The 17,677-nt window shown below is 72.1% G+C and carries 15 protein-coding genes; 7 read left to right on the top strand and 8 right to left on the bottom strand.

Translation table 11 applies throughout. From position 1 onward, the window contains the following. Nucleotides 1-24: 24 nt before the first annotated feature. Genes pdhA through ACIBK8_RS31175 form a run of 3 tightly spaced genes read left to right on the top strand, consistent with a single transcriptional unit; the run spans nt 25 to nt 3,652 of the window. A complete protein-coding gene (pdhA, locus tag ACIBK8_RS31185) occupies nt 25-1,215 on the top strand; it encodes a pyruvate dehydrogenase (acetyl-transferring) E1 component subunit alpha (RefSeq protein ID WP_399045545.1) in 1,191 nt (396 codons plus the stop codon). Nucleotides 1,216-1,217: 2 nt separating this feature from the next. Next, nucleotides 1,218-2,201, top strand: a complete 984-nt coding sequence (locus ACIBK8_RS31180) for an alpha-ketoacid dehydrogenase subunit beta (RefSeq protein ID WP_393684285.1) — start codon at nt 1,218-1,220, stop codon at nt 2,199-2,201. A 23-nt stretch (nt 2,202-2,224) separates the two neighbouring features. Further along, entirely contained in the window at nt 2,225-3,652 is a 1,428-nt protein-coding gene (locus ACIBK8_RS31175) for a dihydrolipoamide acetyltransferase family protein (RefSeq protein WP_399045543.1), read from the top strand. A gap of 71 nt (nt 3,653-3,723) precedes the next feature. On the opposite strand, the gene ACIBK8_RS31170 is transcribed toward ACIBK8_RS31175, so the two are convergent. Beyond that, the gene (locus ACIBK8_RS31170) at nt 3,724-3,900 is read right to left on the bottom strand and encodes a hypothetical protein (protein WP_393684282.1); all 177 of its coding nucleotides are present in this window, start codon (nt 3,898-3,900) and stop codon (nt 3,724-3,726) included. 221 nt (nt 3,901-4,121) lie between these two features. Here ACIBK8_RS31170 and ACIBK8_RS31165 point away from each other — a divergent pair, with 221 nt between their 5' ends. The 3 genes from ACIBK8_RS31165 (at nt 4,122) to ACIBK8_RS31155 (ending at nt 7,106) form a co-directional block, all read left to right on the top strand. Continuing rightward, on the top strand, nt 4,122-4,958 hold the full coding sequence (locus ACIBK8_RS31165) for a GNAT family N-acetyltransferase (RefSeq protein WP_399045542.1): 837 nt from the start codon (nt 4,122-4,124) through the stop codon (nt 4,956-4,958). Nucleotides 4,959-5,085: 127 nt separating this feature from the next. After that, nucleotides 5,086-5,781 (top strand): GntR family transcriptional regulator, encoded by a 696-nt coding sequence (locus tag ACIBK8_RS31160; protein WP_399045540.1) that lies wholly within the window; start codon nt 5,086-5,088, stop codon nt 5,779-5,781. Next, nucleotides 5,778-7,106, top strand: coding sequence for a nitrate/nitrite transporter (locus ACIBK8_RS31155; RefSeq protein WP_399045538.1), 1,329 nt, complete (start codon nt 5,778-5,780; stop codon nt 7,104-7,106). Before ACIBK8_RS31160 ends, ACIBK8_RS31155 begins: the two co-directional genes overlap by 4 nt. Nucleotides 7,107-7,474: 368 nt before the next feature. Here the strand turns inward: ACIBK8_RS31155 and ACIBK8_RS31150 are convergent, their stop codons facing one another. Continuing rightward, nucleotides 7,475-8,299 (bottom strand): maleylpyruvate isomerase family mycothiol-dependent enzyme, encoded by an 825-nt coding sequence (locus ACIBK8_RS31150; RefSeq protein ID WP_399045536.1) that lies wholly within the window; start codon nt 8,297-8,299, stop codon nt 7,475-7,477. Nucleotides 8,300-8,580: 281 nt separating this feature from the next. Next, on the bottom strand, nt 8,581-9,111 hold the full coding sequence (locus ACIBK8_RS31145; RefSeq protein ID WP_399045680.1) for an LURP-one-related/scramblase family protein: 531 nt from the start codon (nt 9,109-9,111) through the stop codon (nt 8,581-8,583). 64 nt (nt 9,112-9,175) lie between these two features. Between ACIBK8_RS31145 and ACIBK8_RS31140 the strand changes: the two genes are divergently transcribed. Continuing rightward, nucleotides 9,176-10,987, top strand: a complete 1,812-nt coding sequence (locus ACIBK8_RS31140; protein WP_399045534.1) for an NHL domain-containing thioredoxin family protein — start codon at nt 9,176-9,178, stop codon at nt 10,985-10,987. Nucleotides 10,988-11,036: 49 nt separating this feature from the next. On the opposite strand, the gene ACIBK8_RS31135 is transcribed toward ACIBK8_RS31140, so the two are convergent. From ACIBK8_RS31135 to ACIBK8_RS31115, 5 genes are all read right to left on the bottom strand, one after another. Continuing rightward, a complete protein-coding gene (locus ACIBK8_RS31135; RefSeq protein WP_399045532.1) occupies nt 11,037-11,696 on the bottom strand; it encodes a DUF4232 domain-containing protein in 660 nt (219 codons plus the stop codon). A gap of 153 nt (nt 11,697-11,849) precedes the next feature. After that, complete coding sequence (locus tag ACIBK8_RS31130; RefSeq protein WP_399045530.1) at nt 11,850-12,749, bottom strand: helix-turn-helix domain-containing protein; 900 nt, start codon at nt 12,747-12,749, stop codon at nt 11,850-11,852. Between the two features lie 531 nt (nt 12,750-13,280). Next, a complete protein-coding gene (locus tag ACIBK8_RS31125; protein WP_399045528.1) occupies nt 13,281-14,087 on the bottom strand; it encodes a DUF4232 domain-containing protein in 807 nt (268 codons plus the stop codon). Between the two features lie 118 nt (nt 14,088-14,205). Next, on the bottom strand, nt 14,206-16,128 hold the full coding sequence (locus tag ACIBK8_RS31120) for a BTAD domain-containing putative transcriptional regulator (RefSeq protein WP_399045526.1): 1,923 nt from the start codon (nt 16,126-16,128) through the stop codon (nt 14,206-14,208). 1 nt (nt 16,129) lies between these two features. Further along, nucleotides 16,130-17,425 carry a M18 family aminopeptidase gene (locus ACIBK8_RS31115; RefSeq protein ID WP_399045525.1) on the bottom strand — a complete coding sequence of 432 codons (1,296 nt, stop codon included), beginning with the start codon at nt 17,423-17,425 and terminating at the stop codon, nt 16,130-16,132. Nucleotides 17,426-17,677: the final 252 nt, after the last annotated feature.

The raw sequence follows: 17,677 nt of genomic DNA, 5'->3' as shown, positions 1-17,677 counted from the left end.
GCCGGACAGACGGAGGAGCAGCACGTGACCGTGGAAGGCACTGCCCAGCGGAAAACCACCCGCAGCGGCAGCAAGCGCACCACCGCCAAAAAGGCGTCACCGGCCAAGGCCAAGGCCGCTGACCAGGCGGAAAGGGATCAGCTCGTTCAACTGCTGACTCCCGAGGGAAAGCGGGTCGAGCACCCGGACTATGCGATCGATCTGTCCCCCGACGAACTGCGCGGTCTCTACCGCGACATGGTGCTGACGCGGAAGTTCGACGCCGAGGCCACCACGCTCCAGCGCCAGGGCGAGTTGGGTCTGTGGGCCTCGCTGCTCGGCCAGGAGGCCGCCCAGATCGGCTCGGGCCGCGCTCTGCGGGACGACGACTACGTCTTCCCGACCTACCGCGAGCACGGCGTGGCCTGGTGCCGTGGCGTCGACCCGACGAATCTGCTGGGCATGTTCCGTGGCGTCAACCACGGCGGCTGGGATCCCAACAGCAACAACTTCCACCTCTACACGATTGTCATCGGCGCGCAGACGCTGCACGCGACCGGTTATGCGATGGGTGTGCAGAAGGACGGCGCGGATTCCGCGGTCATCGCCTATTTCGGTGACGGCGCCTCCAGCCAGGGAGATGTCGCCGAATCCTTCACCTTCTCCGCGGTCTACAACGCCCCGGTCGTCTTCTTCTGCCAGAACAATCAGTGGGCGATTTCCGAGCCCACCGAGAAGCAGACCCGGGTGCCGCTCTACCAGCGTGCCCGCGGATTCGGCTTCCCCGGCGTCCGCGTCGACGGCAACGACGTGCTGGCCTGTCTGGCGGTGACCAAGGCCGCCCTGGAGCGGGCCCGCACCGGCCAGGGACCGATGCTGGTCGAGGCGTTCACCTACCGGATGGGCGCGCACACCACGTCCGACGACCCGACGAAGTACCGGGCCGACGAGGAGACGCTGGCCTGGGAGGCCAAGGACCCGATCCTGCGGCTGCGGACGTACCTGGAGACCGAGGGTCTCGTCGACGACGCCTACCTCGCCGGGATCGAGGAGGAGAGCGACGCCCTGGGCAAGCGGGTCCGCGACGCCGTACGGGCAATGCCCGACCCGGACACCATGGCGATCTTCGAGAACGTCTATGCCGACGGGCACGCGCTCGTCGATGAGGAGCGCGCGCAGTTCGCCGCGTACCAGGCGTCGTTCGCCGACGCCGATGCCGCCGCGGAGGAGAACTGATCATGGCCGTCCACGAGAAGATCACCATCGCCAAGGCGATCAACGCCTCGTTGCGGGCCTCCATGGAGGCCGACCCCAAGGTCCTCGTGATGGGTGAGGACGTCGGCAAGCTCGGCGGCGTCTTCCGCGTCACCGACGGCCTTCAGAAGGACTTCGGCGAGGACCGGGTGATCGACACCCCGCTCGCCGAGTCCGGCATCGTCGGCACCGCGATCGGCATGGCCCTGCGTGGCTACCGCCCGGTCGTGGAGATCCAGTTCGACGGTTTCGTCTTCCCCGCCTACGACCAGATCGTCACCCAGCTCGCGAAGATGCACGCCCGCGCGCTGGGCAAGGTCAAGGTGCCCGTCGTCATCCGCATCCCGTACGCGGGCGGCATCGGCGCGGTCGAGCACCACTCCGAGTCCCCCGAGGCGCTGTTCGCGCACGTCGCAGGGCTCAAGTGCGTGACGCCTTCGAACGCGTCCGACGCCTACTGGATGCTCCAGCAGGCCATCGCGGGTGACGACCCGGTCATCTACTTCGAGCCCAAGCGCCGCTACCACGACAAGTCGCGCCTGGACACCGAGGCGATCCCGGACCCGCTGCACAAGGCCCGGGTCACCCAGGCCGGTTCGGACCTCACGCTCGCCGCCTACGGGCCGATGGTGAAGGTCTGTACGGACGTCGCCAAGGTCGCGGCCGAGGAGGGCAAGTCCGTCGAGGTCGTCGACCTGCGCTCGCTCTCCCCCGTCGACTTCGACACCGTCCAGGCGTCGGTGGAGAAGACCCGCCGTCTGGTGCTCGTACACGAAGCTCCGGTCTTCCTCGGTCTCGGCGCCGAGATCGCCGCCCGCATCACGGAGCGCTGCTTCTACCACCTGGAGGCCCCGGTCCTGCGGGTCGGCGGCTTCCACTCCCCGTATCCGCCGTCCCGGCTGGAGGACGAGTACCTCCCGGGCCTTGACCGGGTGCTCGACGCCGTCGACCGCGCGCTGGCGTACTGAGGGGTTTGAGGAGAGCCGTGACCATGACTGCAACCGCCGCCCAGGCACAGCGTTTCCGCGAGTTCAAGATGCCCGACGTGGGCGAGGGACTCACCGAGGCCGAGATTCTCAAGTGGTACGTCCAGCCGGGCGACACCGTCGCCGACGGCCAGGTCGTCTGCGAGGTCGAGACCGCCAAGGCCGCCGTCGAACTGCCCATCCCCTACGACGGGGTGGTGCACACGCTGAACTTCGATGAGGGCAGCACCGTCGACGTCGGCACCGTCATCATTTCGGTGGACACCGACCCGGGCGCGGGCCCCGTCGGTGCGCCCGCCCCGGCGGAGGCTCCGGCCGCGCCCGAGGAAGAGGCCGAGCCGCAGGGCCGGCAGGCCGTGCTCGTCGGCTACGGCGCCGCTCCGTCGTCGACCAAGCGCCGGCCGCGCAAGGCGCAGCCGGGGGTTCCGGCCCAGCAGGAGCCGGTGACCGCGGGCCTTCAGGCCGAGCTGAACGGGCGGACCGCACCCGCTCCGGAGCCGGTGGCGCCCGCCGTGCCGTCGGCGGGCCGCCCGCTGGCCAAGCCGCCGGTGCGCAAGCTCGCCAAGGACCTCGGCATCGACCTGGCCGCCGTGGTGCCGACGGGTGCCGACGGTGTCGTGACCCGGGAGGACGTGCACGCCGCGGCGTCCGCCGCCGCGCCGGTTTCACGTGAAACCGCCGTCGCGCCCGAGGAAGCCGCACCGGCGGCCGTCGGCACGGTCGAGGCGTCCGCACGCGAGACCCGCATCCCGGTCAAGGGCGTGCGCAAGGCCACCGCGCAGGCGATGGTCGCCTCGGCCTTCACCGCGCCGCACGTCACGGAGTTCATCACCGTCGACGTCACCCGCACCATGAAGCTCGTTCAGGAGCTCAAGCAGGACCCGGACATGGCGGGCCTGCGCGTCAACCCGCTGCTCTTCGTCGCCAAGGCACTCCTGGTCGCCCTCAAGCGCCACCCGGAGGCCAACGCGTCCTGGGACGAGGAGCACCAGGAGATCGTGCAGAAGGACTACGTCAACCTCGGGATCGCCGCGGCGACCCCGCGCGGGCTGATCGTCCCGAACATCAAGGACGCCGGCGTCAAGACGCTGCCCCAACTCGCCGAGGAACTGAGCGCGTTGGTCGCCACCGCCCGCGAGGGCAAGACCTCGCCGGCCGCGATGTCCGGCGGCACGGTCACGATCACCAACGTCGGCGTCTTCGGCGTCGACACCGGTACGCCGATCCTCAACCCGGGGGAGTCGGCGATCCTCGCCTTCGGCGCGGTCAAGCTCCAGCCGTGGGTGCACAAGGGCAAGGTCAAGCCCCGTCAGGTCACCACGCTTGCCCTGTCGTTCGATCACCGCCTGATCGACGGTGAGTTGGGCTCCAAGCTCCTCGCCGACATCGCGGGCATCCTGGAGAAGCCGAAGCGGCTGATGACCTGGGGCTAGTGCCCGGGACGGAAGAGGACGGCCCGTGATCGCAACTGCGGTCACGGGCCGTTCCCTTCGATCGGCGGGTGTCAGCCGCGGATGAGCTCCACGGCGCGGCTGAAGTGCGCGACCGGGCCCGTCGGTGCCGACGGGTCGGCGTGCGCGGCGCTGCGGGCCAGGCTGGTGCCGGCCCAGACAGCGGCAACGAGCAGTGCCACCACAACGGTGTTCCGGGTGCGGCGGCCGGCGGTCGTCCTGGGCTGCATGGTGTTTCTCCCCCTCCGGTGCCGGAGCCGGTCCGGCTCCGCACCTCTATTCACCCATGGAATCCTCGCGGGTTCGTACGCGTCAGGTACGGATTCGGCTCCGACTTGAGACGTACCGGCTGTCCCCCTTCCGGCATACGAGGGGCGGGCGGGCCCGGCCGCCGTGGGGTGCGACCGGAAAGGATTTGCCGCTGCCGTCAGCGCTGTTTAGCGTCGGCGGCATGAGCAGCGACATGATCATCCGGCCTTATCGGCCAGCCGACGAGGCGGCCGTCACCGACCTGTGGTCGCGGGCGGTACGCCAGGCCCACCCCTTCATCCCGGGTGAGGGCGAAGGCGAACGGGCCCGCATCCTGCGGGAGGTGTACCTGGTCACGGCGGACAACTGGGTGGCCGAACGCGAGGGCACCGTCGTCGGTCTGCTGGGGCTGCTCGGACCGGAGATCGGCGGCCTGTTCGTCGCCCCCGAGGCGCAGGGCCGCGGCACCGGCCGGGCCCTGGTCGAGCACGCCGCCTCGCTGCACGGCGCGCTCACCCTCGAAGTCTTCGCGCGCAACGAGCGCTCCCGCAGGTTCTACGACGGCCTCGGCTTCACCGAGCGGGCCCGCCGGGTGGACGAGGAGACCGGCGAGGTGCTGATCGCGCTGGACCGTACGGCGCCGCTGCGCTCGGTGGGCTGGCTGCACCTGCGCGACGGGCGGCTGCTGAGCGTCCGCACACGCGGCAACGACACGTTCTATCTGCCGGGCGGCAAGTACGAGGAGGGGGAGACCGCGCCCGAGGCGCTCTCCCGCGAGCTGGCCGAGGAACTGGGCCTCACGGTTCCGGCCGGCGGGCTGGCGGAGGCGTTCGTCATCCACGACGTCGCGCACGGACAGAACGGCCGCCGTCTGCACATGACCTGTTTCACCGGCGGCCCGCAGGACATCGAGCCGGTGCCCGGCCGGGAGATCGCCGAGTACGCCTGGTTCGACCGCCAGGAGGCGCGGGAGCGCTGTGCGCCCGCGCACTCCCAGGTTGTGGACCGGCTCGTGGCCCAGGGTCTGATGCGGGCCTGAGACCTGGCAGGGCCGGGACTCCGCGGTCCCGGCCCGTGCCACCTCCCGCGCCCACTCCGCACGCTTCCTCCGTCCGCATGGTGGAAAGCACAGGCGTTCGTATACCTGTTGTATCTATCCTGTGCGCATGCCACCAGCGTCTGCGCCCACCGTCCCGTCCCGGCAGCGCACCGGGACCGCCCCCACCAAGCAGCCACCGGCCGCCGAGCGGGTCTACACCCACGTCAAGGACGCCGTGCTCCAGCGTCGCTACGAGGGCGGCATGCTGCTCACGGAAGGCGAGCTGGCCGAGGCCGTCGGCGTATCGCGGACACCGGTGCGGGAGGCGCTGCTGCGCCTTGAGGTCGAAGGGCTGATCAAGCTCTACCCGAAGAAGGGCGCGCTGGTGCTGCCGGTCTCCGCGCAGGAGATCGCCGATGTGGTCGAGACCCGGCTGCTGGTGGAGAAGCACGCGGCGGCCAAGGCGGTGCCGGCGTCCAAGGCGCTCCTCGCCGAGCTGGCCGAGCACCTGGAAACCATGCAGGAGCAGGCCGCGGCGGGTGACCTGGCCGCCGTCTCCGTCGCCGACCGCTGCTTCCACGCCGCCCTTGTGCGCAGCGCGGGCAACCAGATCCTCGACCGGCTCTACGAGCAGCTGCGGGACCGGCAGCTGCGGATGGGTGTCGCGGTGATGCACGCCCACCCCGACCGGATCGCCAAGAACATCACCGAGCACGCCGAGATCCTCGACGCCCTGCGGGCCGGTGACGCCGAAGCGGCCACCGGCGCCCTGCACCGGCACGTCAGCTGGGTCCGCAACCTCGCGCAGGGGGACGACCGATGAGCGGCACCACCGGCGTCGGCAACTCCCCGGCCCGCACCCTGGGCGGCGATCCGCCCGGCGGCGGCAAGGCCATGGCCGTCTGGGGCATCGGCGTCGCCGTCTACTTCGTGGCGATCACCTACCGGACGAGCCTGGGCGTGGCCGGTCTGGACGCGGCCGAGCGCTTTCACATCAACGCCTCGGCCCTGTCCACCTTCTCGATCCTCCAGCTGCTGGTCTACGCCGGCATGCAGATACCCGTCGGCCTCCTGGTCGACCGGCTCGGCGCCAAGAAGGTGCTGGCCATCGGCGCGGTGCTCTACACCATCGGCCAGTTCGGCTTCGCGTTCTCCAGCTCGTACGGCATGGCGCTCGGCTCGCGTGCGCTGCTCGGCTGCGGTGACGCGATGACGTTCATCAGCGTGCTGCGGCTGGGCGCCCGGTGGTTCCCGGCCCGCCGCGGTCCGCTGATCGCGCAGATCGCCGCGCTGGTCGGGATGGCGGGCAACCTCGTCTCCACCCTGGTGCTGGCCCGGCTGCTGCACTCCTTCGGCTGGACTCCCACCTTCGCCGCCAGCGCGCTGGGCGGCGTCGTCGTCCTCGTCGTGCTGCTGGTCTTCCTCAAGGACCACCCCGAGGGCTTCGAGCCGCCGCCGGCTCCCTCCGGGCACACCGGCATCGCCTTCATCCGCCGGCAGATCGCGGACGCCTGGCGCGAGCCCGGCACCCGGCTCGGCATGTGGATCCACTTCACGACGCAGTTCCCCGCGATGTTCTTCCTGCTGCTGTGGGGGCTGCCGTACCTCGTCGAGGCGCAGGGCCTGTCCCGGGGCACCGCGGGCGAACTGCTCACCCTCATCGTGCTCTCCAACATGGCCGTCGGCCTGGTCTACGGGCAGGTCATCGCCCGCCATCACGCGGCGCGGCTGCCGCTGGCGTTCGGCACCACCGCGGTCACCGCCGCGCTGTGGGCGCTCACCGTGTTCTGGCCCGCCGCGCACGCGCCGATGCCGCTGCTGATCGTGCTGTGTCTGGTGCTGGGGGCGTGCGGCCCCGCCTCGATGATCGGCTTCGACTTCGCCCGCCCGGCCAACCCGCCCGAGCGTCAGGGCACCGCGTCCGGCATCGTCAACATGGGCGGCTTCACCGCCTCGATGACGACGCTGCTGGCCGTCGGCGTGCTGCTGGACGCGACCGGCGACAACTACCGGATCGCCTTCGCCTCGGTCTTCGTCCTGGAGGCGATCGGCGTCTCGCAGATCCTGCGGCTGCGCAGACGCGCGGTACGCCGCGAGCAGGAGCGGCTTGTGGTGAGCCGGGTCGAGGCCGTCCACGTCCCCGCCTGAGGACCGGACGGCGGCGGGGCGGCGGCTTCTCGCAGGGTCGGGGCGGGCCGGGATCAGCCGCGTCCCGGTCGCTCCGCCCGCTCACCACCGCCGTGATGGACCGCATCGCCGACGCCGTCTCCCTGGCGCCTCGCAGCCCGCGCCCCGCATTCCATGGGGCACCCGCTGCGGGGCGCCAACGTCTCTACAGGAACGGCCAGTTGACCGGGCGGATCGCCGGGTGGCGTTTCACGTGAAACGGCGTCATCGGCGTGCGTGGCCGACGGCCGACAGGGGGCGGGGATCCAGCCGCCGCTGCCCTCGGGCCTTTCGTCGTCCCCGTGCGCATGGTCCCCGTCGTGCCCTGTGCCGACGGCCCGCCGTGCTGCCTACGGTGTGACGGCGAAGTGGTCCAGGATCACGTCGGCCAGTTCGCGGTCCCCGTCGATCTTGATCTGGTCGGCGACGGCGGCGGGCCTGACCCGGCCGCAGGCCAGCCGGGCGAAGATGTCCCAGTCCAGCGCGAGGGTCACCGTCGGGCCGAGCGAGACGCTGCCGTTGACCGTGCCGTTGCCCGCGGCGTCGACGCGGACCGTGCGCATGAACTCCACAGCGCCCGCCACATCGAAGACCACCGCCGAGTCGGCAGGCGCCTGCGCCCGCTTGGCGACGATCCCGGGCAGCGACTTCACCAGCAGATCGCGGGCCACATACGCACCGGGCGAGTCGAGATTGCCCGGCTTGCCCAGTGCGCGGCGCAGATCCTGCTCGTGCACCCAGACGTCGAACGCCCGCTGTTGCAGCACGAAATCGAGCGATCTGTCCTCATCGAGCGGGCTGCGGATCACCGCGTCCGGCTGCCGGCTCTCGTTGCGCAGCTGCCGGGAGCGCCGGATGACGATGTATTCCAGTTCGGAGAGCATTTCCGGCGCGGTGTGGTGCCGGCGGACATCGACCTGGACCTCCATGCGGCGGGCCGACTCGCTGCGCACGTGGTAGAGGTCGCGCGGCAGCGAGTGGATCGGCCGCGGGTCGCCGAGCATCTCGCTTTCCAGGCCGATGATGTGGGAGACGACATCGCGAACGGACCACCCTGGGAGGTCCGTTGCCCTGCTCCATTCGCTTTCGACGAGCGGTGTCACCAGCTCGACTACCGCTTCTATGGAGTGCGTCCAGGCATCGATGGAGGACTGAAGGCTGGGATGGACGGTCACGTGACCCCTCGGACGGTTCGTACGCGGGCTGCTGTCTGGCAGTTAAGTTACGCTGCGCACGGGCACCCCGGCAGTGCTTTCGGATGACCATCGTAGGTGGATTTCCGGCGGCGGCCCGGCCTGAGACCTTGAGCGGTGGTACTGTGCCCGCCCGCCTCGCTCCAGAACGGCGCATACCCTCCGCAAACGGTCAATTCCCGGCGCGTGCAGGCCGTTTGGGCCGGTCGCGGACGAGTGGAGGAGGCCCCGCGATCCGGGGCGCGGCCCGCCGCCGGCCGACGTCAGTTCTCGCCCCGCTCCCGCTCCGCCATCCTGATCACGCACACCGCGATGGCGATCAGCAGCGCCGGATCCGCGTCCTCCCGGACGACGTTGATGCCGTAGGTGTCGCGCAGCGTCAGCCAGCGCCGGGAGATCTCGGCGAGCAGTTCGCCTTCGTACTCCACCGCGAACTCCCGGTCGAGGATCTTGCCGCTGACGTCCAGCTCGGTGCCGTCCGCCAGCTCGACGCGGTAGTGGTGGCGCAGCAGCGAGAGCCGCTTGCGCTTGATGACGGCCAGCGTCCGGTCGTCCCGCTCGATGGTCATCGCGTCGCGCAGGCTCAGCACCTTCTTGCGGATGGTGATCAGCACCCGGCCGTCGGTGTCCTTCAGCTCGAAGGTCTCCCGCAGCCGCAGCGCCTTCCCGTCCACGAGAAAGGCGTGCCGCCCGTGGTCGTCCTCGATCCAGTAGTCGTCACCGATACCGAAGATCCGGTCACGGACGAGGTACTTGCGCGAGTGCGGGGAGTGATGCCCGGGGTATTGCTGCATGGGTGACGTGTTCCCCAGCACCCCGGCGGAATGCGTACGCACCGGGGTGACGTTGAATGTGGACATGGCTTCACGTGCACGCGTCCGCGCCCCCGAACTGACCGGCAAGGGCGGCTGGCTGAACACGGGCGATACCGACCTCACCCTCTCCGACCTGCGAGGACGCATCGTCGTCCTCGATTTCTGGACCTTTTGCTGTGTGAACTGTCTGCATGTTCTGGACGAGCTGCGCGAGCTGGAGGAACGCCACCGCGACACCGTCGTGATCATCGGCGTGCACTCGCCCAAGTTCGTGCACGAAGCGGAGCACCAGGCCGTCGTGGACGCCGTCGAGCGGTACGGCGTCGAACACCCGGTGCTCGACGACCCCGAGCTGGCCACCTGGAAGCAGTACGCGGTGCGGGCCTGGCCGACCCTCGTCGTCATCGACCCCGAAGGCTATGTCGTCGCCCAGCACGCCGGTGAGGGCCACGCCCACGCCATCGAGACGCTGGTCGACGAGCTGGAGGCGGAACACACGGCGAAGGGGACGCTGCGCCGCGGCGACGGCCCGTACGTACCGCCGGAGCCGGTCGCCGGTGACCTGCGCTTCCCCGGCAAGGCGCTGCGCCTGCCGTCCGGCACCTTCCTCGTCTCGGACACCACCCGGCACCAGCTCGTGGAGCTGTCCGACGACGGCGAGCGGGTGCTGCGCCGGATCGGGTCCGGCGAGCGGGGCCTGGCCGCCGGTGCTCTCAACGAGCCGCAGGGCCTGGCGCTGCTGCCCGACGGCAAGGTCGCCGTGGCGGACACGGTGAATCACGCGATCCGGGTGTTCGACCCCGAGAGCGGCACGCTGGAGACGGTGGCAGGCACCGGCAAGCAGTGGTGGCAGGGCTCGCCCACCGCGGGCCCGGCCCTGGAGACCGACCTCTCCTCGCCCTGGGACGTCGCCTGGTGGCAGGACCGGCTGTGGATCGCGATGGCCGGTGTCCACCAGCTGTGGACGTACGACCCGGCGACCGGCACGGTCGAGGTCGCGGCGGGCACCACCAACGAGGGCCTGGTCGACGGGCCGGCCGCCGAGGCGTGGTTCGCGCAGCCCTCCGGGCTCGCGGCCGGCGGCGACCGGCTGTGGGTCGCCGACTCGGAGACCAGCGCGGTGCGCTGGGTGGAGCGCGCCGCCGGGGACGACGCCGGATATGTGGTGCGTACCGCCGTCGGCACCGGACTGTTCGACTTCGGGCACCGCGACGGTGCCGCCGAACAGGCGCTGCTCCAGCACCCGTTGGGGGTCACGGCGCTGCCCGACGGCTCGGTGGCCGTCGCCGACACGTACAACCACGCGCTGCGCCGCTTCGACCCCGCGAGCGGTGAGGTGAGCACGCTCGCGACGGACCTGCGCGAGCCGTCGGACGCGGTGCTCGCCGACGACGACATCGTCGTGGTGGAGTCGGCACGGCACCGTCTGACCCGGCTGCGCCTCCCCGATGAGGCGGTCCGCGTCGAGTCGGTCGCCCACCGCACCCAGCGCGCGGCCACCGAGATCGCGCCGGGCGCCCTGCGGCTCGACGTGGTCTTCCAGGCCCCCGCGGGACAGAAGCTGGACACCCGCTACGGCCCGTCGACCCGGCTGCTGGTCAGCGCGACGCCGCCGGAGCTGCTGGCCGACGGCTCCGGCGCGGGCACCGACCTGGCGCGCGATCTGGTGCTCGCCGACGGCGTGACCGAAGGCGTGCTGCACGTCTCGGCGATGGCCGCGTCCTGCGACGACGACCCGGAGATCGAGTACCCGGCCTGCCATGTGCACCAGCAGGACTGGGGTGTGCCGGTCACGGTCACCGCGGGCGGACAGGCCCGGCTGGGGCTGGTGCTCGCGGGGCTGGACGCCGGATAGCCCACGGCGGCGGTTTCACGTGAAACCGCCGCCGTTCAGCGGCTGTTGGTCAGCTGTCGGTCCGGATCTTGGCCGCCAGCTTGGCGCCGGACAGCAGCCCGTTCCAGTTGGTGACCTTGGTGGTGCCGACGGAGATGTGATCGTTCTTCTCGTCGAAGGGGAAGTCGGTCTGCCCGATGGTCATGTCCGAGCGGTTGGTCATGAACTCGATGTGCGCGGTCTTCTTCCGGGTGCCCTTGGCGGCGGCGGTACCGGTCGGAATGACCGCGTACGCCTTGCCCTTCGAGGGGACGTCGACCTTGGTGTCGTCCATGAGGCCCGGCTCGCCCTGGAGCAGCGGCAGCGGCTTCGCGGCGTTGTCGAAGCGCAGCCGGGGCGCGTTGTGCAGCCGGCAGGTGGTGCTCGACGAGTTGAAGAAGGTGACCGTCACATAGCCCTGCGGGCCCGACTGCTGGGCGAACCGGATCTTGTAGTTGTCGGGACGGCAGTCCCTGATCCGGTGCGCCGCGGCACCCGCGCCGGCGCCCGCTGCCGCCGCACCACCAGCGGCGGCGATCTTGTGCTTCTTGCTCTTGTGGCTGGACGACGAGGAGTGCTTCTTCGACTTCTTCGAGTGGCTGTTGCAGCCCGTCAGTGCGAGCGTGCCGCACAGCCCGAGGGCCAGCGCGGCATACGCGGCGGAACGGCGGCGGGAGCGGTGTGCGGTCATCGGTGGTTCCCCCAGTGAGTTGCTGCGATCAGCTGAGCGTCTGTGTCATGGCATCGCCACGATAGCGACTCGCGTCCGATGCGCCAGGGCGGACCCGGCGGAGCGGGGAACCGGGCGGACGGGGCGTGCGCCGCCCGCCCGGAAATGTCGCCATCAGTGCGGGCAGACCGGCAGCTCGGTGTTCTCCAGCTGCTCGGGACGGACGCGGATTCCCGGCATCCACGCCTCGCCGCCCGTGTGCTCGACGCGCAGCCAGATGCTGCTGTGCCCGCCCACCTCGTCGGTGACCGAGACGCCGTCGGCGATCCGGCAGCGGGCGTGCAGCACGTCGCCGTGCCAGACGTGTCCGACGACGTTGGCGCGGCCGTAGGGCACGTACGGGTCGCGGGCCAGACCGAGCCCGCAGTTCGGGCTGCGGCTGTGCCGGCAGGCCAGCTCGACGTTGTTGACCGTGAAACGGGCGGTGCCGGTGACCGCGGGCGCCGCGCCCCCTGACCCTTCGGGTGCGTCCGCCGAGGTGCCGGTGAGCGTCGTGACGGCCACCGCGGCGGCGGCCAGGACCACGGCGGTACCGAGGCCGGCGAGCGCCAGGTGCAGCCGGCGGCGGCCCGGGACGGCAGCCGCCGGGTCCGCGGCGGTCGTGGTGTCCGGCTCCGCGGTCGACTGCGCCACCGGGACGGGCCCCTCGCCCGCTCCGTCGCCGTGCTCCCCCGCGGGAGCCTGCGCCGGGGGCGTCTCGTTCGCCTCGTGGGCGCGGTGCAGCAGTTCGACGAGGGCGGGCAGCCGGTCCTCGCCGGTGAACGAGAGCTTGCACCACTGCACGAGCAGCCGTTCGTCGGGCAGGCTCTGGCCGCGCAGGTACCGCGAGAGGGAGGAGCGGCTGGCGGGCAGCCGCTTCTCCATGTCCTTGAGGCTGTAGCCCAGTTCACCGTGCATCCGCCGCAGCGCGGAGACGAACTCCCGTATCGGCCCCGACAGTTCGGCGGGCAGCGGGGCGAGCGGTTTGCGGCGGGAGTTCGCGGCGTGGTTCTGGTGGCCAGGCACGTCCCGCATTCCAGCACAGTGGGCATACGCGCGCGAGAGGCACTTCCGCTCCCCTGTGACGGAAGTGCCCCTCGTGACACGATCCGGACCGCACGCGGACCGAACCGTGAAGAATGCGCGCCCCGAAGGGCCGGGAATCAGTCCCCGAACGCCACCGGGCGGTACGGCGTGAACGCGGCGTCGTCGCCCGGCAGTCCGTAGGCCAGGCTCCGGTGGTCGGTGCCGTGGCCGCCGCGCTGTTCGTACGCGGTGTACGAGCGGTCGAGAAGCCGCCGGGTGGTCGGCCCCGACGGCGGTCACCATCGTCGGGCCGACGGCGGGCCGATCCGGGCGGGATCCGTCCCGTGGGACGAAGTCACGCCCGTTCCAGGGCTGTGACCTGCACGAACGACCTGAGCGTGGATCAGGCGCGGGACAGCGGAGGGCGCCGCGTGGGACATGACGGGACGTCGGGGGCGGGCATCTGCCGCAGGGGGAGGTGCGGCAGGGCGCCCGCTGGGGGATGCGGGCGCCCTGGTTCGGTGGGGCAGCCGTCGTGGGCTACCACTGGGTGGCGTCGGCGAGGTCCGACTGCCAGTACGTGACCCAGGCGCTGTCGTCGATGTACGCCGAGCCGCCCGGCAGCCCGACCTGCGCGGCGCCGCCCGAGCTGCCCTGCCCGTCGCGGCCGGCCAGGAGGACCGACAGGGAGGTCCTCGTGTGGCCGTGCGCGCCGCCGCCGTCGGCCGATGAGGTCAGCACCCCGGCGTAGCCGGACTCGCCGGGGGCGAGGCTGACGACCGCCTGCGGCTTGCTGTCGTCGAAGGAGGCGACGGGCGCCTGATCGTCGTCGAACCGCAGGAACGGGTACGCGTACAGGTCGCAGGTGCTGCCCGAGGTGTTCTTGGCCTCCAGCATCAGGTGGTTGACCGGCCGGGTGAGCGGCGCTGCGGTGACGTGCAGACGGGAGGCGTCGCAGGGCTGGTGGCCGCCGGTGTCGGCGCCGCCGCTGCCGGAATTCGCGGCGGTGTCCTTCGCGGCGTCCGGACCGGTCTTGTGGCCGCCGGGCTCGGGGGACGACTGCCCGGACGGCTTGCCGCCGCCGCCCTTGCCGTCCGACGCGCCCGCCCCGCTCGGCGCCGTCCCGCCGTTCCCGGCCGCCGGGTCCTCGGCGTCCTGCGGCGCGGGGTCGAAGTGCTTGGCGTCGTGCGTCTTGAGGGAATCGCCGTTGCCGCCGCAGGCGGTGAGGGTGAGCGCGGCAACGGCGGTCAGACCGGCCGCCGCGATCCGCAGGGTGCGACGCCGGGCGGCGCTCCGGCCGTTGCCGCGGCGGGCTGCCGCGTCGGGGGTGCGTGCGGTGCGGGGCATGAGGTCTCTCCCGTTGGGGGCGCGTCCTGCTGTGCCACCACACTGCCGCCCGCCGCTGCCGTGCCACTAACGGACGCCTAACGCATCGCCCGGCCCCGCCATGCCCCGCCCACTCCGCTCAGCCGGTACCGCCGGGGCCCCCGCCGCCGTCCGTGTCTCCCGAATGGTCCTTCTCGTCCCGCGCGAACAGCTGGGTGAGAGCGCTGATCGTGTAGACGTCGGTGGCTTCCTCGTCCACCAGGTGCATGTCGGCGAGCCGGTCCAGGCCGTCCTGGGTGCGCTCCGGGTCGTAGCCGGCCAGCGCCGCCGCCACCGAGGCGTTCAGGTGCCCGTCGGCGCTGGTGGCCAGGGCGCTCAGCAGCCGGGCGTCGTCGGCCGACAGCCGGGCGACGGACATCCGCAGCGCGGCGGCGATACCGGTGTCCTCGGCCGACAGCAGGGCCAGCCGCCGCTGTTCGTCACGCAGCGCGGCGGCCAGCCGGGCCAGCCGCCAGCGCGGCCTGGCCATCAGCTGGGCCGCGGCGGCCCGCAGCGCCAGCGGCAGCCCGTCGCACAGCGCGACGAGTTCCCGGGCAGCCGCCGGGTCCTCGGCGACGCGCTCCGCCCCGAGCATGGCGCCGAGCAGCGCCGCGCCCTCCGCGTGGCCGAGCGCCTGGAGGCTCACCGGGCGGGCGCAGTCGGTGGCGACCAGGCCGTCGAGCCTGCTGCGGCTGGTGACGACGGTGGCGCAGCTCAGGCCGCCGGGCAGCAGCGGCCTGACCTGCGCCGAGCTGCGGGCGTTGTCCAGGACGACCAGCAGCCTGCGGTCGGCGACCAGGGAGCGGAACAGCGCGGACGCTGCCTGCGCCGAGGTCGGCACCCGCTCCTGGGGTGTGCCGAGCGCCAGCAGGAAGTCCCGCAGGATCTCGGCGGGCGCCGCCTCGTCGCCCTCCCCGAAGCCGCGCAGATCGGCGAAGAGCTGCCCGTCGGGGAACGCCCCCGCGTACTGGTGCGCCCACTGCACGGCGCAGGCGGTCTTGCCGACGCCTGCCGGGCCCGCGACCACCGCCAGCGGACTCTCGCCCGTCGAACGGTCCGTCAAAGCGCCCGTCAGCGCGGCGAGTTGGTCCTGGCGGCCCAGGAAGCGGGCCGGCGGCCTGGGCAGCAGCCGGGGCGCGGCGGGCGTGCGCCCGCGGGCGCCGGAATCGGCCGGGCCGCCCTGTGCGGGCACCCGCTCCTCGCCGGCCGCCGCTCCCGCGGTGCCACCGGTGCTCCGCTGCTGGGTGCCGCGCGCGGCGGAGCCCGCCTCGCGCCGGTCGGCGGCCTCGGCCCGCAGGATCTCCTCGTACGCGTCGCGCAGCCGCTCGCCGGGGTCGACACCCAGCTCTTCGTTGAGCAGCCGCCGGGTGCGGTGGAACCACTCCAGCGCGTCGGACTGCCGCCCGGTACGGAACAGCGCCCCCATCAGGCCGGCGATCAGCCCTTCCCGCAGCGGGTGGTTGACGGCGGCCGAGTAGAGGATGGCCGCGGCCTGTTCGTGCTCGCCGAGCGTGCCGTGCGCGCGGCCCAGCGCCTCGACCGCGGTCAGCCTGCGCTCCTCCAGGGCATGGGCGGCGGCGGCGAACGGCGGGCTGGTGACCGTGCCGGTCAGCGCCGGGCCGCGCCACAGCCCCAGCGCCTCGCGCAGCAGCGGTACGGCGTCGGCCGGTGCCTCCTCGGGCCGCGCCAGCGCGACCAGTTCACCGAACCTGTGGGCGTCGATCAACTCCTCGGGCAGCCGCAGGAGATAGGCCGATCCGTGGGTGGCCAGCTCGATGCCGTACGCGTCGGCGCCGCCCTCGGCGAGCGTCGCGCGCAGCCGCGAGACATGGCCCTGGACGACCGTACGGGCGTGTTCGGGCGGCTCGTCCTCCCACAGGGAGTCGATCAGCTGCTCCAGGGGGACGGTGGTGTTGGGCTGCAACAGGAGCAGCGCCAGCACACTGCGCCGTTTCGCGGGCCCGAGCGACAGCTCGCCGGAGCCGGACGTGACGGCGATCGGGCCCAGCAGTGAGAAGTCCAACTCAGCCCTCCAGGAAGGCCGTCAGGGCGTTCGCCAGCAGATACGGGTCTTCGGCGCCGCACAGTTCGCGGGCCGAGTGCATGGAGAGGATCGCGACGCCGATGTCGACGGTGCTGATGCCGTGCCGGGCCGCGGTGATCGGCCCGATCGTCGTGCCGCACGGCATCGCGTTGTGTGAGACGAACGCCTGCCAGGGAACGCCGGCCCGCTCGCAGGCGTCGGCGAAGACCGCGCGCCCGCTGCCGTCGGTGGCATATCTCTGGTTGACGTTCACCTTCAGGATCGGACCGCCGTTGGGCATCGGGTGGTGCCCTGGCTCGTGCCGCTCACTGTAGTTGGGATGTACGGCGTGCCCGGTGTCGGACGACAGGCAGAGGGTACCCGCGAGCGCCCGCGCCCGGTCCTCGTACGAGCCGCCGCGGGCGAAGACCGAACGCTCCAGGACCGTGCCGAGCAGCGGGCCGTCGGCGCCGGTGTCCGACTGGCTGCCGTTCTCCTCGTGGTCGAAGGCGGCCAGGACCGGAATGGCCGTCAGGTCGCCGCCCCCGCCGGACGCCGCGACGAGCGCGGCCGTACCGGCGTGCACGGAGAGGAGGTTGTCCATCCGGGGCCCGGCGAGCAGCTCGCGCTCGCGCCCCAGGTAGGCGGGCGGCTCGATGCTGTGCACCATCAGGTCCCAGCCGCGTACGTCCTCGGGGGCGACGCCGATCTCCTCGGCCACGAAGGCGATCAGATCGCCCTCGGCGACCTTGCCCAGGCCCCAAATCGGCGTCATGTGGCGCTGCTTGTCCAGCTTCAGACCGTCGGTGTTGACCGAGCGGTCGAGGTGCACGGCGAGCTGCGGCACCCGCAGCAGCGCCCGGTCGACGTGCACCAGGTGGTGTCTGCCGTCCCGCAGGGTCACCCGGCCGCTCAGGCCCAGGTCGCGGTCGAGCCAGGTGTTGAGCAGGGTGCCGCCGTAGACCTCGACGGCGATCTGCCGCCAGCCGTTCGCGCCGGTGTCGGGGACCGGCTTGACCCGCAGATTGGGGGAGTCGGTGTGCGCCCCCACGATCCGGTACGGCGTCGCCGGGCCCGCGCCCTCCGGGACGTACCAGGCGATGATCGCGCCGCCCCGCAGGACGAACTTGCCGCCGCTGCTGCCGTCCCAGGCGTCCGTCTCCGCCACCTGCCGGAAGCCGGCCTCCGCCAGCCGCGCCGCGGCGTTCGCCACCGCGTGGTACGGGGACGGACTTGCGGCGAGGAAGGACATCAAGTCGTCGGTGTGGCCGCGATCGAAGCGGGCGGAGTTGGTCATGGATTCAGCATAAGGAGCCGGGCCCCCCGAACCCCGCCTGCGTGCGGGGTGACTCCGCTCCCTTCCGCTCTCTTCCGGCCAGGATGCGTGCAATCGCCATGAATGTGCCCCGGGGGGCCGGGATACGGCCGTGGGCGCCCCCCCCCGGGGCGGGGGGCGGCCCCCCCCCCCAACCCCCCCCCCAAACACCCCCCCCCCCCCCCCCCCGCCCGCGCCGGCCCCACCCAACACCGCCCCCCACACCACCAAAAA

The organism is Streptomyces sp. NPDC050161 (genome assembly GCF_044460025.1).
Classification (GTDB): Bacteria; Actinomycetota; Actinomycetes; order Streptomycetales; family Streptomycetaceae; genus Streptomyces.
This window is presented reverse-complemented; position numbering and strand designations above follow the sequence as displayed.

What these genes read in the sequence shown, in the direction of transcription:
- ACIBK8_RS31135 (WP_399045532.1), bottom strand. Translation starts at nt 11,696, where the DNA reads ATGACCGCACACCGCTCCCGCCGCCGTTCCGCCGCGTATGCCGCGCTG.
- ACIBK8_RS31165 (WP_399045542.1), top strand. Translation starts at nt 4,122, where the DNA reads ATGAGCAGCGACATGATCATCCGGCCTTATCGGCCAGCCGACGAGGCG.
- ACIBK8_RS31115 (WP_399045525.1), bottom strand. Translation starts at nt 17,425, where the DNA reads ATGACCAACTCCGCCCGCTTCGATCGCGGCCACACCGACGACTTGATG.
- ACIBK8_RS31180 (WP_393684285.1), top strand. Translation starts at nt 1,218, where the DNA reads ATGGCCGTCCACGAGAAGATCACCATCGCCAAGGCGATCAACGCCTCG.
- ACIBK8_RS31175 (WP_399045543.1), top strand. Translation starts at nt 2,225, where the DNA reads ATGACTGCAACCGCCGCCCAGGCACAGCGTTTCCGCGAGTTCAAGATG.
- ACIBK8_RS31130 (WP_399045530.1), bottom strand. Translation starts at nt 12,749, where the DNA reads ATGCGGGACGTGCCTGGCCACCAGAACCACGCCGCGAACTCCCGCCGC.
- ACIBK8_RS31155 (WP_399045538.1), top strand. Translation starts at nt 5,778, where the DNA reads ATGAGCGGCACCACCGGCGTCGGCAACTCCCCGGCCCGCACCCTGGGC.
- ACIBK8_RS31140 (WP_399045534.1), top strand. Translation starts at nt 9,176, where the DNA reads ATGGCTTCACGTGCACGCGTCCGCGCCCCCGAACTGACCGGCAAGGGC.
- ACIBK8_RS31160 (WP_399045540.1), top strand. Translation starts at nt 5,086, where the DNA reads ATGCCACCAGCGTCTGCGCCCACCGTCCCGTCCCGGCAGCGCACCGGG.
- ACIBK8_RS31145 (WP_399045680.1), bottom strand. Translation starts at nt 9,111, where the DNA reads ATGCAGCAATACCCCGGGCATCACTCCCCGCACTCGCGCAAGTACCTC.
- ACIBK8_RS31125 (WP_399045528.1), bottom strand. Translation starts at nt 14,087, where the DNA reads ATGCCCCGCACCGCACGCACCCCCGACGCGGCAGCCCGCCGCGGCAAC.
- ACIBK8_RS31170 (WP_393684282.1), bottom strand. Translation starts at nt 3,900, where the DNA reads ATGCAGCCCAGGACGACCGCCGGCCGCCGCACCCGGAACACCGTTGTG.